This is a genomic window from Spiroplasma endosymbiont of Ammophila pubescens (genome assembly GCF_964020965.1).
Lineage (GTDB): Bacteria > Bacillota_I > Bacilli_A > Mycoplasmatales > Mycoplasmataceae > Spiroplasma.
The window spans coordinates 860,473-874,718 of record NZ_OZ026611.1 but is presented as its reverse complement, the minus strand read 5'-3'; the positions used below and the strand labels follow the sequence as shown (position 1 = coordinate 874,718).

The 14,246-nt window shown below is 25.1% G+C and carries 20 protein-coding genes and 1 pseudogene; 3 read left to right on the top strand and 18 right to left on the bottom strand.

Going from position 1 to position 14,246, the window contains the following annotated elements:
* Positions 1-130 precede the first annotated feature (130 nt).
* The 13 genes and pseudogenes from ABNT63_RS05535 to ABNT63_RS05475 all read right to left on the bottom strand — a co-directional run bounded on the left by ABNT63_RS05535 (position 131) and on the right by ABNT63_RS05475 (position 9,842).
* Positions 131-817, bottom strand: coding sequence for a DNA adenine methylase (locus ABNT63_RS05535; RefSeq protein WP_348734808.1), 687 nt, complete (start codon positions 815-817; stop codon positions 131-133).
* A 389-nt stretch (positions 818-1,206) separates the two neighbouring features.
* The gene (locus ABNT63_RS05530) at positions 1,207-1,455 is read right to left on the bottom strand and encodes a hypothetical protein (RefSeq protein WP_348734807.1); all 249 of its coding nucleotides are present in this window, start codon (positions 1,453-1,455) and stop codon (positions 1,207-1,209) included.
* 352 nt (positions 1,456-1,807) lie between these two features.
* Entirely contained in the window at positions 1,808-2,122 is a 315-nt protein-coding gene (locus tag ABNT63_RS05525) for a Rid family hydrolase (protein ID WP_348734806.1), read from the bottom strand.
* Complete coding sequence (locus ABNT63_RS05520) at positions 2,122-2,391, bottom strand: hypothetical protein (RefSeq protein WP_348734805.1); 270 nt, start codon at positions 2,389-2,391, stop codon at positions 2,122-2,124. Before ABNT63_RS05520 ends, ABNT63_RS05525 begins: the two co-directional genes overlap by 1 nt.
* A gap of 83 nt (positions 2,392-2,474) precedes the next feature.
* Positions 2,475-3,314 (bottom strand): annotated as a pseudogene (locus tag ABNT63_RS05515) (threonine/serine dehydratase).
* Positions 3,315-3,462: 148 nt separating this feature from the next.
* A complete protein-coding gene (locus ABNT63_RS05510) occupies positions 3,463-4,440 on the bottom strand; it encodes an ABC transporter ATP-binding protein (RefSeq protein ID WP_348734804.1) in 978 nt (325 codons plus the stop codon).
* 25 nt (positions 4,441-4,465) lie between these two features.
* Entirely contained in the window at positions 4,466-6,304 is a 1,839-nt protein-coding gene (locus tag ABNT63_RS05505; RefSeq protein WP_348734803.1) for an ABC transporter permease, read from the bottom strand.
* Between the two features lie 186 nt (positions 6,305-6,490).
* Positions 6,491-6,973: a hypothetical protein gene (locus tag ABNT63_RS05500; protein ID WP_348734802.1), complete on the bottom strand. Its 483-nt coding sequence runs from the start codon at positions 6,971-6,973 to the stop codon at positions 6,491-6,493.
* 108 nt (positions 6,974-7,081) lie between these two features.
* Positions 7,082-7,678 carry a hypothetical protein gene (locus tag ABNT63_RS05495; protein ID WP_348734801.1) on the bottom strand — a complete coding sequence of 199 codons (597 nt, stop codon included), beginning with the start codon at positions 7,676-7,678 and terminating at the stop codon, positions 7,082-7,084.
* A 33-nt stretch (positions 7,679-7,711) separates the two neighbouring features.
* Positions 7,712-7,840 (bottom strand): hypothetical protein, encoded by a 129-nt coding sequence (locus tag ABNT63_RS05490; protein ID WP_348734800.1) that lies wholly within the window; start codon positions 7,838-7,840, stop codon positions 7,712-7,714.
* 504 nt (positions 7,841-8,344) lie between these two features.
* Positions 8,345-9,085: a hypothetical protein gene (locus ABNT63_RS05485; protein ID WP_348734799.1), complete on the bottom strand. Its 741-nt coding sequence runs from the start codon at positions 9,083-9,085 to the stop codon at positions 8,345-8,347.
* On the bottom strand, positions 9,078-9,299 hold the full coding sequence (locus tag ABNT63_RS05480) for a hypothetical protein (RefSeq protein ID WP_348734798.1): 222 nt from the start codon (positions 9,297-9,299) through the stop codon (positions 9,078-9,080). Before ABNT63_RS05480 ends, ABNT63_RS05485 begins: the two co-directional genes overlap by 8 nt.
* 381 nt (positions 9,300-9,680) lie before the next feature.
* Positions 9,681-9,842: a hypothetical protein gene (locus tag ABNT63_RS05475; RefSeq protein ID WP_348737109.1), complete on the bottom strand. Its 162-nt coding sequence runs from the start codon at positions 9,840-9,842 to the stop codon at positions 9,681-9,683.
* A gap of 274 nt (positions 9,843-10,116) precedes the next feature.
* Here ABNT63_RS05475 and ABNT63_RS05470 point away from each other — a divergent pair, with 274 nt between their 5' ends.
* Positions 10,117-10,293: a hypothetical protein gene (locus tag ABNT63_RS05470; RefSeq protein ID WP_348737107.1), complete on the top strand. Its 177-nt coding sequence runs from the start codon at positions 10,117-10,119 to the stop codon at positions 10,291-10,293.
* 150 nt (positions 10,294-10,443) lie between these two features.
* On the opposite strand, the gene ABNT63_RS05465 is transcribed toward ABNT63_RS05470, so the two are convergent.
* From ABNT63_RS05465 to ABNT63_RS05445, 5 genes are all read right to left on the bottom strand, one after another.
* Positions 10,444-10,998: a hypothetical protein gene (locus ABNT63_RS05465; RefSeq protein ID WP_348737106.1), complete on the bottom strand. Its 555-nt coding sequence runs from the start codon at positions 10,996-10,998 to the stop codon at positions 10,444-10,446.
* Positions 10,961-11,257, bottom strand: coding sequence for a hypothetical protein (locus ABNT63_RS05460; RefSeq protein WP_348737104.1), 297 nt, complete (start codon positions 11,255-11,257; stop codon positions 10,961-10,963). Before ABNT63_RS05460 ends, ABNT63_RS05465 begins: the two co-directional genes overlap by 38 nt.
* Before the next feature lie 30 nt (positions 11,258-11,287).
* Positions 11,288-11,500, bottom strand: coding sequence for a hypothetical protein (locus ABNT63_RS05455; protein WP_348737102.1), 213 nt, complete (start codon positions 11,498-11,500; stop codon positions 11,288-11,290).
* A 69-nt stretch (positions 11,501-11,569) separates the two neighbouring features.
* A complete protein-coding gene (locus tag ABNT63_RS05450) occupies positions 11,570-11,701 on the bottom strand; it encodes a hypothetical protein (RefSeq protein WP_348737100.1) in 132 nt (43 codons plus the stop codon).
* Between the two features lie 141 nt (positions 11,702-11,842).
* Positions 11,843-12,586 (bottom strand): hypothetical protein, encoded by a 744-nt coding sequence (locus tag ABNT63_RS05445; RefSeq protein ID WP_348737098.1) that lies wholly within the window; start codon positions 12,584-12,586, stop codon positions 11,843-11,845.
* 540 nt (positions 12,587-13,126) lie between these two features.
* Here ABNT63_RS05445 and ABNT63_RS05440 point away from each other — a divergent pair.
* Positions 13,127-13,273, top strand: a complete 147-nt coding sequence (locus tag ABNT63_RS05440; RefSeq protein ID WP_348737096.1) for a hypothetical protein — start codon at positions 13,127-13,129, stop codon at positions 13,271-13,273.
* Between the two features lie 254 nt (positions 13,274-13,527).
* Positions 13,528-14,214 (top strand): hypothetical protein, encoded by a 687-nt coding sequence (locus ABNT63_RS05435; protein ID WP_348737094.1) that lies wholly within the window; start codon positions 13,528-13,530, stop codon positions 14,212-14,214.
* The last annotated feature ends 32 nt before the right edge of the window (positions 14,215-14,246 follow it).

Here is a 14,246-nt window from a genome sequence, read left to right as displayed (position 1 = left end):
ATATTATATTTACACAATGCCGTATTAAAACTACTTTTATAACTTGGTTTATGATACATTACTCAAAACAAACTACCAACAAATTTTTTATTCAAAATAGAATGACAAATTTGACATTTAAGTTTAATAATTAATCACACTCCTTAAAATTTGTAATAATTAATTCTTGGCCAAGTTTTGGCTTTTTATTATGACAATTAATATAACTATAAACTCATTTAAATTCATTAATATTAAATTCTTTAAACAAGTCTTTAATAAATTCAGAATTATCAATACTTAAAATTCATTTACCTTTAATATTTAAAATATTATCTTTTAGTTCATAAAAGTTCATTTTTGAATGTTTATAAACTCTTCCTTCATTATAAAAATATGGTGGATCTAAATATCAAACAATATTTTTATCCATATAATATTTATTAATAATATTTTTATAGTCCAAATTATAGAACTCAATATTATTTTTAGGATCAACTAATAGTCTTCTAACATTTTGAATTCTCAATAATTTATTAACATTAAAATTTTGTTGTAATTTTTTATCTGTTCAAGTACCTCATTCTTCACCATTAAATGTTAATGCGTTCTTAATTAAAAATTCTTCACCAAAATTTAAACAATAATCATTAAACATTTTTTCTTTCAATTCATTAATAGTTTTTGAATTAGGATATGCTAATTTTTTCAAATAATCCAATTCAATTAAATGAATACCATATTGTCAAAATTCAATTAAACTAGTATGCAAATCATTAAAAACTACTTTGTTACATAACTGCTGGTTTAGCCGATAATAATGCTTTAATTTTATCAAAGTGTTTAGCTTTTCCACCTGGCCAAGACAACGGACTAATAAATTTCATTCTAATCCTCCTTTACTATAAAATGTTTAAATAATGTATATGTATTGTAATAAACATTGTTATACTAATGTTTAAATAATGTATATGTATTGTAATAAACATTGTTATACTAATGTTTAAATAATGTATATGTATTGTAATAAACATTGTTATACTAATGTTTAAATAATGTATATGTATTGTAATAAACATTGTTAAATATATAAAATTAAAAATTAAGGCACACTGAAAATAACTACTTAGTTTTAATTAATGGCTATTAAAATATAAAATTATACGTTTATAATTAATCAACTCACATAAAAGCTAGTGTGCCATAATGGATCAGTTATAATAAATATTAAAAGCTTTTAACCATGACACGGAAAAAGTTTAATATCTTAATAATAATAAATAATCCAAATGGAATTAAAATAATTCAAGCATCACCTAAAAAGGTCATTAATTGTGGTAACACATAATAAACAACATCTTTAACTTTCATCATTGCTTGTCCCAAACCGCTTCAAATAGAATCCATTCCACCTGAAATAGTAGAAGTATCTGTAGCTAGAAAATTAACAGCTGTTGTTAAACACATACCTAACATTATTCTTTATCCTCCTTGTTTTCAATTTTTTTTATACTAAATATTCATGTTAACCATACTGGCATAATTTAATTCCTCCTAAAAATTTAGCTTGCGCGACACGCTCCGCGTGTTCGCTACGCTCAAAAATAAACAATATTGAATAAATTACCGCTAATAAATTACGCGGAATAATTTATTCATTTTCTTTTACATTATTAGTTACTATCTTATTAACAGTATTAATAACATTATCTTTTCCATACTTAATTACTAAGGACCGCAAAATAAAATAATATTTTGTTTGCATAATTTCAATTCCTTAAATTAAATTTTCTATACATAAAAGAAAAAACAAGATTATATCTTGTTTTTAACTAAGAACCCGTATCTTTGCAACTGTCCCAAAAAGTTCATAAATTTCATTAATAACAACAAAATCATTAATATCAATCAGTAAAATTGTTGTTTTAATAACATTGTCCTTAGTATAGTCTGCAGCGGTTAAAATAGCATTAATATTTGCTAATACTTGTCTTGTTTGATCACTAATATTATCGGCTAAAAGCATTGTTGCAGGATTTAATACTAATTGCCCATAAATATACAAAAATCCAATTGCAAGTTTAATAGCTTGGGAATATGGACCTACGGCTTGTGGTGCTTGATCAGTATGAATTAATTCCATTATGTTGAATTAATAAATTCTTTTTCCATGACCGTATATCCTGCTTTTTCCAAATCAACAGCAATCTTTGTTAATTCAATCCACATATTAATATCAATTACTAAGCGAATAATTTCACGATTAATTTCAAGACTATTTTCTAATTGAAAATCAGAAATTTGATAAATTTGAAGCCCATGGGAATCAACAATGTTCGTGATTTTACTAATATGTCCTTTTCTTAATGGGGCATCAATTTTTAAAATAATTCGACGACGTTGGTTAATCAACGCACGGTTAGTAATATTTAAAAATGTTATTACATCAATATTACCTACTGATAGGACACAGGCAATTTTCTTATTTTTAACATTTAATTTAAATTCTTTGTCACTTTTTTTTCATATAAAAATAAAATTGTTTCTGCAATTTCTGATTCTGAAACTAAAATAACATCATCAACATGTTTATTTAAAATATTAAAAGTAATATCCCCACATTGTTTAACAGCAATTCCATCAGCAATTGACAACTTACCTTGAACAAAAAATGGTTTATTAATTTTTCGTGCTTCATAATAACTTGGAACATTTTGGGTTTGTACTCCAATTAATTTACATTTTGGATTAACTGCTTTGATATAAGTGGCAATCCCTGACAAAATGCCCCCACCACCAATTGGAACAAGAACATAATCAAGATCTTGTATTTCTTCTAAAATTTCAATTGCAATTGTTCCTTGGTCACTAATAACATCAAGGTCATTAAATGCATGAATAAAAACTTTATTTTATGCTTTAGCAATTTATAATTCTTTTTTGTTAGCATCATCAAAAAAATCACCATGTAAGATTACTTCAACACCATAATTTTTTGTGGCATTAATTTTACTAATTGGTGCTGTTTGCGGCATTACGATTGTTGCTGGCACTTTTAATAAATTAGCTGCAAAGCTAACGCCCTGTGAATGATTCCCAGCACTTGCTGCTACTACTCCTTTTGCAATTATTTCATGTTTTAGTTCCATTATTTTTGCTAACGCCCCACGTAGTTTAAATGAACCGGCACGTTGTAAGTTTTCTAATTTTAAATATACTTCATTGCCAGTAATTTGACTTAATTTTGTTGCAAAAATCAATGGTGTTTTAATAATATGGTTTTTAATTTTTTTATATGTACTTTCAATTTTTTCTTTTGAAATATCAAATTTCATACAATTTGCTCCTTTTTTAAATATTGGACCTAATTTAATTATAATAAAAAAAATACTTTAATGCCCATTAAAATATTTTTAAAGATTACTTTCTTTAATTTTGTTACATAATTACATTTAAAACTTATGCTGGTTAATAACCTTGTTTCTATTTCTTCAATTGTTTTTTTCGTAATTTACGATTAGTAGTCATATTAGGAGGTAGCGTAATATTTAATTTTTGTAATAGAAAATCAAATGAAAATTCAACTTCACTAATTTTAGCAATTTTAATTTGTTTTTTTAATGCATATTGAGTGACATAATATAAATGTAATGGTGAATTTAAAACAAAATTTAACGAATTATTTGCTCGATCATATCAGTTTGGTACTCGGTTTGAATTAAAATAACGAATCATTGCTTGGGGATTATTAGTCACTAGATAATAACTATTTTTAATATTAAAGGCAGCTAATTGCCCCGTATAAATTTGCGTTCCATTCATTACCATTGTAAATTCATCAATATAGTCTTTAATTTCATCTAGTAAATGGGATGAAAAAAAGACAGTTTTACCGCGGAGTGTTAATTGTTTTAAGTAAAAAATAATTTTTTTTCGATTATTAATATCTAATCCCGCTTCTGGTTCATCTAAAATTAAAATTTCAGGATCATGAATAATACCTTGAATAATCATTACTCTTTTTTTCATTCCTGATGAAAATGAATTAACATCTTTATCACGGTGTTCTCAAATTTCTAATGATTTCATTAAATATTCAATGCGGTCACAAAGATATTTCCCTCGTAAACCATTTGTTTTTCCTAAATATTTTAAAAAATTATAAGAACTAATATTTTCAGGAAAAGTAACAAACTCAGGAACATAACCAATCATTTTTTTCATACTAATTTTTGTTGCTTTTTTACCAAAAATTGTAATATCACCATGAAAGCCCTTTAAACCACCAATTAAAGATTTAATGAAAACTGTTTTTCCACTTCCAGAAGCACCTAAAATGGCATGTAATTTTCCACGACTAACATTAAAATTAAATGGACCAACAATACTATTTTTAAACTTTTTGCTAAAATTACGCGAAGTAATTGCCACATCGCTAAGTACTAATGAATTATTATTCATGTTTTAACATCTCCTTTCCCCTGCCTTAAGTAATATTTTTGCGACGTAAAATTAAATAAGCATTAATTAAAAATAAACCAGATATTCCTAAATAAACATATAACAATAAATTAATATTTAAAAATGGTGGTACATCAAGGTCAACTTTTTTATCTTGTTGTAATGCTATTGGGAAATCTTGATAACTCATTAAATAATTGTTTTGAACACTAAAATCAATATTACTTCGTTGCAATGGTTCAAATCAAAATGGAATATATGATAAAGAACTTGTTCAAATTTGATTTCAATGTTCAATAATATTAATTTTAGAAATTAATTCATAAGTTTGCATTAAATCATCATATTTTTGTCATTCGGTATTTATTTTAATTGGTACACCTTCAAGTAATTTATAATCCATTATTTTTTTTAAAATATTAATTTCAATTTCTCTTAAAACATAAAGTGTTTTAATTTCAAAACCATCTTCAATTATATCTTCAGCTCCAAAATATTTAAGAATTCAATCTTGAAACTCAGTACCATTATTATATTCTGAATCAACTCGAGCAAATTCAGAACGAAAAACATTTACTGGATTAAATCCATTTGGCTCAGATAACTTTCGTTTTTCTGTTCCTACTTTAATATCAGATGATGATAAACTATAATAGGATTTATCTAAATCAAAGTAAAATAATGAATTTCCATATAAATCATTTGTTCTAAGATACAAGTCTCACGATTTTGCACTTCTTCCAATAAAGTTAATAGCGTCAAGTAATTCTTGATGAATTTCATTATTTGAATCTAATTCTCCTGGTGATTTGAAAAAGAAATTTGTCGCAAAGTTTACTTTCATTTGAAGATTACTTCCGCCAACTTTATTAAAAATTTCAAAAATGGTTTCATCCTTATTATCATATTTATATTTTGTTATTTTATCTCACTTATTAAGTTGGCTAATTGTATAACTATCTTCTTTTGGTTTTGTTAAACCTAATGATTGATAAAATTCTAATCGTTTAATTCGCAAATTAGGATTACTTGTAATATTTTCATAGTCTCGCGTTTTAAAAACTTTATCTAAATCATCATAATCTCACGAATTATAAAAATCTCAAATTTTTCTAGTTAAATTATCATATTTAATTAATTTTTTTTCTAAATTTCTTTTAAAATTAATTGTACTTTTAATAATATGTACAGGATAAGGCTGCTTAGTCATATTAGTGTGAACAAATGATAAATCAATTGTATTAGATAAACTCATAATTAACGAATATGGCATCCCACCAACTAAAAATAAACTACAGAAAATAACAACAATTAATAAAACTACTTGTGAATTTAAAAAAGTTACCGCAAATAAAATACCACTTGATGAAAAAAAAGATAATGCTAAAGAATATAAAAATAATTTCAATAATAAATTTTGATAAACTTGTAAATACTCTGGATCATTATTAATTAAATAACCAATATAACCAATTCCTAAAGCAAATAAAATAATTGTTCCTAAGAAAAAGATAATCAAAATTCAAAGTGAAATTAATTTTAAGAAAAATAAAGTAAATCGAGAATATGGTTTGGAAATTAAAAGTAAATATGTCCCATCTTCAAATTCTCGACCAAAAATTTTAATGATAACTAACAACACAAACAATAATAATAAAATATTATTAAAAATAAACACTCCATATTGAAAATTTTTTAAAAAATCATAAATATTTGTTGAAGATAAAAAAAGAGTAATCGCAATTGCACCAAATAAAACAAGTGACAATAATACTAAAAATCAAACTGCCATTGAACGGCGGATTTTAAAAATTGAAAATGATATTATTGAATATCATGAATTTAATTTACCTTTTTTAAGCATTTTATTCTCCATCTATTTTCTTAAATTACTCAATTTATGTCTCTTAATTTTATAGCAAGGTATTTATACAATATGTATTTTATCATTTTTTAATTTGTTTTACTAGTATAACTAATTTTTAAATTTGTGGAAACCCCACACATTTAAGAATTTAACTAATATCGTTAATAAAATTATAGCACAATTTTAATTTTTAAATAACTTAAATCTAAAATAGCTCAGACAACATTCAGCTGCATTGATCATATCCAATTTATTTACACCAGGTTTTTCATCACGAATATTAGTTTTTTCATTATTAATACAATTAAATAATTCTTGATATAAATAACCATTCTTTTTTACTAATATTTCTTTATCATTAAACGTTTTATAAACATCTAAATTATTACTAAAATAAATTTTTCCTTCGGCTAATAATCTTTTTCATTTATAGTGTCGATCTTGTACACTTCATCCTTTTACACCAGTAACTAAAATAGTAGAAAATCTTGTAATATCTAAATCGATATTTTTCCAATCATTATTTTCGAGTAGTGTTTTTCTAAAAAAATGGCCAACTGTACGAGCGTCATGTCCAATACGATAACTAAAGTCTTCTTTTAAGTTATGATAAATTTGTGATCAACTATTAATTTTATTAACCATACTATCAACTTTTTCAGTCATATCCTTAAATTCTGTACTTGATATTGATTGTTCTTCAAGAATATAAATTCCTTCAATAAATTCTTCCTTGTCAAATTCAAATCCTATTAAAATTTGAGTAGCATCGTCTTACCCTTTGATACTATCAGCATAATCAGCACCAATCTTAATTTTAGTAAATCAATATTTATTCATATCTTTTCAAAAAAAATCTTTTGAATTAAAAAATTTTGCGCCAGTAATTAAATCTTTTTTATAGCTATAACGTTCAGCATTAAATTGTCTTTCTCCTCCACGAAATAATGAATCATATACTTCTGGTTTATTTTCATTTAATCAATTTCCTAAATCAAATACTCTTTGACTAAGATTTTTATTATTTACTTTAGTAGTGCCTCTGACAACTGTTACACCAATATTATTCATAAAAGTTGGATCATTAAAATATGATATATCATTGTTATCTAATTCTTTTTGAACTTCATCTGTTAATGGAAAAATCGATTGAACAAATGTCTCATAAATAATATGATCAGCATTATGATTATTGAAACCAAAAATAATAACCTGTTCTTTTCGCAATTCCATTGTTACATCCTCGTCTGAATAACATAATTGTGGAACTAGTTCTCTTGTAGTTGTAATATTTTTCCCACGTGAAATTTGAATTATCATATTGAATAATCGATACATATATTCGTTTTCATCTAAAATTGTTGCATCCAATGGAATGACTTCGTATAAACCAAAAAAGGCATATTATCCTACTGATGCGTCTTGCCCTTTTCAAGTACTTCCATTATCAAAACCAACAACTTTAATTATTCTTCCATTTGGTCATTTGTATTCGAATAAATTATCACTAGCTCTTTTCTTTATTTTTTTCATCAATAGCTTCTTTAATCGTAACGCCATATTCAACTAGATTATTAATCACTCTTGTCATTTTTTTATAGTAGTTATCTTTTGCGGATATGTAAGTATACCGTGCTAGTAGACAATTTCAATCTAAAAAATTGCATGTATAAAATAAAGCTAATAAACAAATAAGATAAGATTTTCCAAACCCTTTTGCCCCAGTTAAAATTTTAAATATTGCTGGTTTTGATATTGGCTCACAAAATTTGACAATAAAAATCTTAGCTAATACATCAATATTAAAATTACAGTTTTGTTCATTTCAATTTAAGTTAATTATTTCTTTTGTTTTAATATCAATATAGATGCACTATTTTTCTTAATTTGTCAATAAATTTACGCGCTAGCGCACTATGTTTTCAAAAAAATTTTTCTTGCGGCGAATTCTAAAAGTATGGAGACCTCTACAATTATTCTTATTTGCAAATCTTCATTCCATTCATATTTACAAATATACATAATTCTCCACTATTTTTAAATTGGAGTCAAGGAAAATCTTTTTTTAGAAAACATGTGCGCGAGCGCTCGTGGGTTTTGGCAAATAAAAACCCTTATAAATATAAGGGATATTAATGACCTAGATTGATCAGTGCTATCAAATAAATCAATTGTAAATTTAACTGTCTCATTATATTCATCAACCATTCTAAACTCTCATGTACCATAACCAGATATTGAACTTATTAATAGTTCTGTCACATACGATGCAGTTTGTAGTTTAAATTCGCCTTTATTAGTAATGCTGTCATTATATGCATCAAATTCAATATTGCCACTACCATAAGAACCATATAATTGTTTTATCTCTTCATTAAGATTAGTAACTCGATGTGCTAAATATTTTGAGTAACTACCATTAGCTAATTGCTGATCTAAGGACATTGTAGAGGGAATTGAACTAGTTTCTAATGAATTATTAATTTCCGGAAATGAAAAGTTATTATAATCTAATTTATAAATATAGTTCTTTGATATAATATCTTGGTTAAATTCAAATCCTTTTTCAGTAAAAACTCCATAATTTGACTTTAATTTAACAACTATATCTTTATATTCTTGGTAATCATCTTGATATGGTCTTTCTAATGGGTTAGTAATTTCAAAATAATATGGTAATAAAATTTTGTAATCGTCATTGTCCCCTTTGTTAATACAATATGTTGATTTTAAATTACTTGATAGCATTGCTAATGCATTTTCAATTCGATTAACCATACTTATATTTTCTAAAACTATTGTGGGATTTTTTTCATGCCATTCGTAAATTGGTAATTACTGCATAACGATCTTGCCCTTCAAACAAAGATCTAATTTTATAAATTTTATCATTTTTAATTATTTCAACTCATTGATCTTCTTTTTTTACTATTTCTGTTGCACCATCAAATTCATTATCTTTTCAATAACTATATGTCAACATTTTTTTCAATATTTCAAAAGCGTCCGAAGAAGGGATCGCACCTTCTAAAATAATTTCAAGATTAATAATTAAATTTAATTTTGTTGCTTATTGATATGGTACTAGTCCATATGATGCAATTGATTGATATAAAGTTTTATTCGTATTATCAGAATTAGAAAAATCTGAGTTAGGAAAAATTGTAACTTGATCTAAATTTAATTCAAAAACTTTATTACGATTAGTAAATGGTCTTTTGTCATAATACGCAGTCCCAGTTCCACTATCAAAAGCTGGAACTTGATCATTTCCATCATAAACAGCATTAAACTTAATTCTTTTTGCTTTAGCAATTTGAACTGATGAAGGTGGTTGTGAACCACCAAGTTGTAAGAAATCTTGTAATGAAAACTATTGATTGTATTTAATTCCTTTTGAATCCAAAAAAGTAAAAATATCTTTTAGGAGAATAATTTGATTTCCATTTCAAAAATCTGTCATTGAAATATTTGGCTCTAACTGCCATGGAAAAAATAACTTAGGAAAAATTACTGTTCCTTCTTTTGCAATCAAATTAGGAACTTTCCCTTGTTTATTTTTTAATTTTAAATTACCAATATAACACCCGTTAGGAGAAGTAAAACTTAATTCAATGATTTTATTAGTAAATGGTTTTGATAAAATTATTTTAATTGGCGATATTTTATAAGAACTTGTTAAATCCTTAATTTTTTCAATATTTTAAAAATTTTCAGTTTTAATCGCTTCTTTTGTCAATAAATATAAATAGTCAGTATCAAATTGTTGTTCATCATTTTGGGTTGAAAAAACTAAGCTCACTGTATTTTTGAAAATTGATTCGGAAGGATTTGTTGGATCAGCTAATTCATTTAAACTAAAAATATTATTTTGGGTTAAATATCCACGAATTTTTTGACCACGTTCAATTTGTGTTGCACAAATGGTTATTTTACTTGTTGAAGCTTTAATCCCATTTTTAATGTTATTACCTGTTAGTGAATAAAGCGGATAAATTCAATAATCTTTAACTTCATCTTATGTATAAAACTGCGAATTATCTGCTTTTTCTCGGCGATTTAATTTTGCTTTAATACTTTCGACAAAATCATCGTTTAAGTTATCAAATTGTTTATTTTCCATTATTAGTATCCTCCTACTTGTTATTAACGGTTGAGGTGTTTGTAATCATATTCATTGTTTGTAAAATATTTTTTTGGGTTGTTAAATCAATGTCTAAATCAACTGTTCAATCGCTAAAATCATAACCTTGTAATAAACTTTCTTCTTTTAGATTACATTCCTTTAACATCATCAAAAATTTTTTGCCAAAATCTTGCAAAAAATTAACATATAACATTTTTTCACGTTCAATAGCTGGCGACACTAAAAATTGATTGGCTTGAATTTCTGCGGTTGTTTGTTGCGCAGACTTAATTTCATTAATGTTAGGAATTCCTAAATCGGTTTTAATTTCATTTCAAATATCATTCCGCGTATTACGCATTGTTTGCATCAAAGAATTTGATTGTCATGTTATAATTAATTGGTTAAAAGGTAAAAAAACTTGACCATCACCAACAATCGGTTTCATTCTAACCATTCCTTTCATTAATAAATAATTAATAAAATCATTGTTATTTTTTTGTTCATTGGGATTATATACTTGATCACTAGTAGTCATAATTCCCCCTTTTTCTTTGATCACCATGTTGCAATAATTCCTCAGTTTTTAATCGTCTTCGCAATTCTGCATCACGAACATTGGCAATGTATGATAAAACTAAAAATGCAAATAACATTGCTAAGAGCATAATTAAGCAAATAAATAAAGCAATTGCTCAACCGGGAAGTATTTCACTAAGTTTTGGAATTCCATAGAAAATTCCTTCAGCGACTCCTAATCCTGTTATTCCTGATACTCCAGTAATAGTATAATTTCTAATTTTACGCTTTTTATTTTTGATCATTTTAAATTCCTCCTGGTACATATAGATGCACTATTTTTCTTGATTTGTCAATGAATTTAATTTTCTTTCATTTCATAAATCTTCTTTTTGTTTAATTTTTTTATTAAAAGTAGTTCAAATTGGTATTGTAAGTAAATAAGCTGGTAAACGATAAAGCTGTTGAAAACCTTTACCAATATATAGTTTTCTAGTTAATGGATTATTAGTTACTTTACAAATTCTTCAAATTCCTAAATATTCCACCGGGTAACCACCTCATTCTCCAAATTTTAAAGTAATAAAATTATGAGTATCAGAAATCGGAGATAAACTCTATTCAAATCATTTGTATTGACTAGATACTAATAAAATTGAGAAAACTGATAAATATGAAATATGACCAAAATAACGAAACATTGCTTGACGTTTAATTTTTAGCTCACAAATTTCTTTTGATAATTGCAACTCATTTGTTAGTTCTTTTTGTTGGTTATCTCTTTCATCAATATATTTTTTTTCACTGTCCTACATTAAATAGTTTCTTCAATCCATCAAAAATTGGTTTTGGATTTAAACTTTCAAATAGATTAAATTTTGTATCTGCCATTATGAGTCATCTCCTTCATTTTTTTTGTAATATTTATAATCAGGATGTAACCCTAATGTTTTCATAAGATGTTCATCTTTTTGATGTAAATCATCAACAATGGGTTTAATTTCACTAATTTTATCCTCTAATGGCTTAATATCAGATAATTTAGCAATTTCTCGTTTTTTTCTTTCTTTTTCTAATTCTTCTTGTTCTGTTACATATTGTTTTTCTCAATAAGAACCAGGCATAGTAAAGTTTATTTGTTGATTATTTGTTTTATTAAATGTAATCGGATAAGGAACCCCACTTCTTTTATATTCATAAATATCATAATCATTCACTGCACTTCAAGGCTTTCAAAATTGTTTATTAACAATTTCTGAATAACTTCAAATTCCAATGTTATCATCAGCAATGGCAAAATTATAATATATTTTTTTATTTTGGGGCAAAGGTGCATCATCTTCGGGTTTAGGAATATTAAATATTGTTCATGAATATAAAGTATTAGACCCATCATTTCAATATCCATAAGTATATTGAAATATAAATTGAATACTACACTCAAAACTACCTTTATTTAATTTAACTAAATATCATTTAGAATTTGAATTCGTGGTTGTAAACGGATTATTTGCTCTATCTACTTTTTCTCATAATAATTTAAATTTATCATTAGTTGAATTAATTGCATTTGTTAGATTATCTTTTTGGTCAGTTGTTAGCTGAGTAATATCTCCAATGTGTAGAAACCACATACATTTTGTACTTTTGTGGTATTTACAGTTTTAGAAATAAATTTTATTAATATTTTAAATAAGGAGTTGAAATTATGCAAACAAAGCAATATTTTATTTTCCAGTCGTTAGTGAAAAAGTATGGAAAAGATATTGTTATTAATACTGTCAATAAGATTGCAAAAGATATTTAAATTAAAAAGTAAAAAAAAAATAAATTATTCCGCGTAATTTATTAGCGGATAATTTATTCAATAATGTTTTTTAAGTGGAGCAAAGCGATAACGAGCGGAGCGAGTTTGAAAATTTCATTTTTTTAATTTATTGAAAGGAGTTATATCATGCCAGTATGATTAACATGAATATTTAGTATTTTGATTTTGTTAGGTATTTTTGCGTGAATTGGTTTATAAATTTATCAAAAAGTTAGACAAATTCAAGGTAAGAAAAAAGAAAAAAAGAACTTGAAAAAAAGGAGGATAGAAAATAATGAATTTTTTAGCAGATGCAGTTACTTTTGGGACTGGAATGGATTCTATTTAAACTGGGTTAGGTAATGCAATGGGTAAAGTAAAAGATACTGTTTATGCTGTGTTACCACAATTAATGACCTTTTTAGGTGATGCTTGAATTATTTTAATTCCATTTGGATTATTTATTATTATTAAGATATTAAACTTTTTCCGTGTCATGGTTAAAAGCTTTTAATATTTATTATAACTGATCCATTATGGCACACTAGCTTTTATGTGAGTTGATTAATTATAAACGTATAATTTTATATTTTAATAGCTATTAGTTAAAACTAAGTAGTTATTTTCAGTGTGCCTTAATTTTTAATTTTATATATTTAACAATGTTTATTACAATACATATACATTATTTAAACATTTTATAGTAAAGGAGGATTAGAATGAAATTTATTAGTCCGTTGTCTTGGCCAGGTGGAAAAGCTAAACACTTTGATAAAATTAAAGCATTATTACCGACTAAACCAGCAGTTATGTAACAAAGTAGTTTTTAATGATTTGCATACTAGTTTAATTGAATTTTGACAATATGGTATTCATTTAATTGAATTGGATTATTTGAAAAAATTAGCATATCATAATTCAAAAACTATTAATGAATTGAAAGAAAAAATGTTTGATGATTATTGTTTAAATTTTGGTGAAGAATTTTTAATTAAGAACGCATTAACATTTAATGGTGAAGAATGAGGTACTTGAACAGATAAAAAATTACAACAAAATTTTAATGTTAATAAATTATTGAGAATTCAAAATGTTAGAAGACTATTAGTTGATCCTAAAAATAATATTGAGTTTTATAATTTGGACTATAAAAATATTATTAATAAATATTATATGGATAAAAATATTGTTTGATATTTAGATCCACCATATTTTTATAATGAAGGAGGAGTTTATAAACATTCAAAAATGAACTTTTATGAACTAAAAGATAATATTTTAAATATTAAAGGTAAATGAATTTTAAGTATTGATAATTCTGAATTTATTAAAGACTTGTTTAAAGAATTTAATATTAATGAATTTAAATGAGTTTATAGTTCTACTAATTGTCATAATAAAAAGCCAAAACTTGGCCAAGAATTAATTATTACAAATTTTAAGGAGTGTGATTAATTATTAAACTTAAATGTCAAATTTGTCATTCT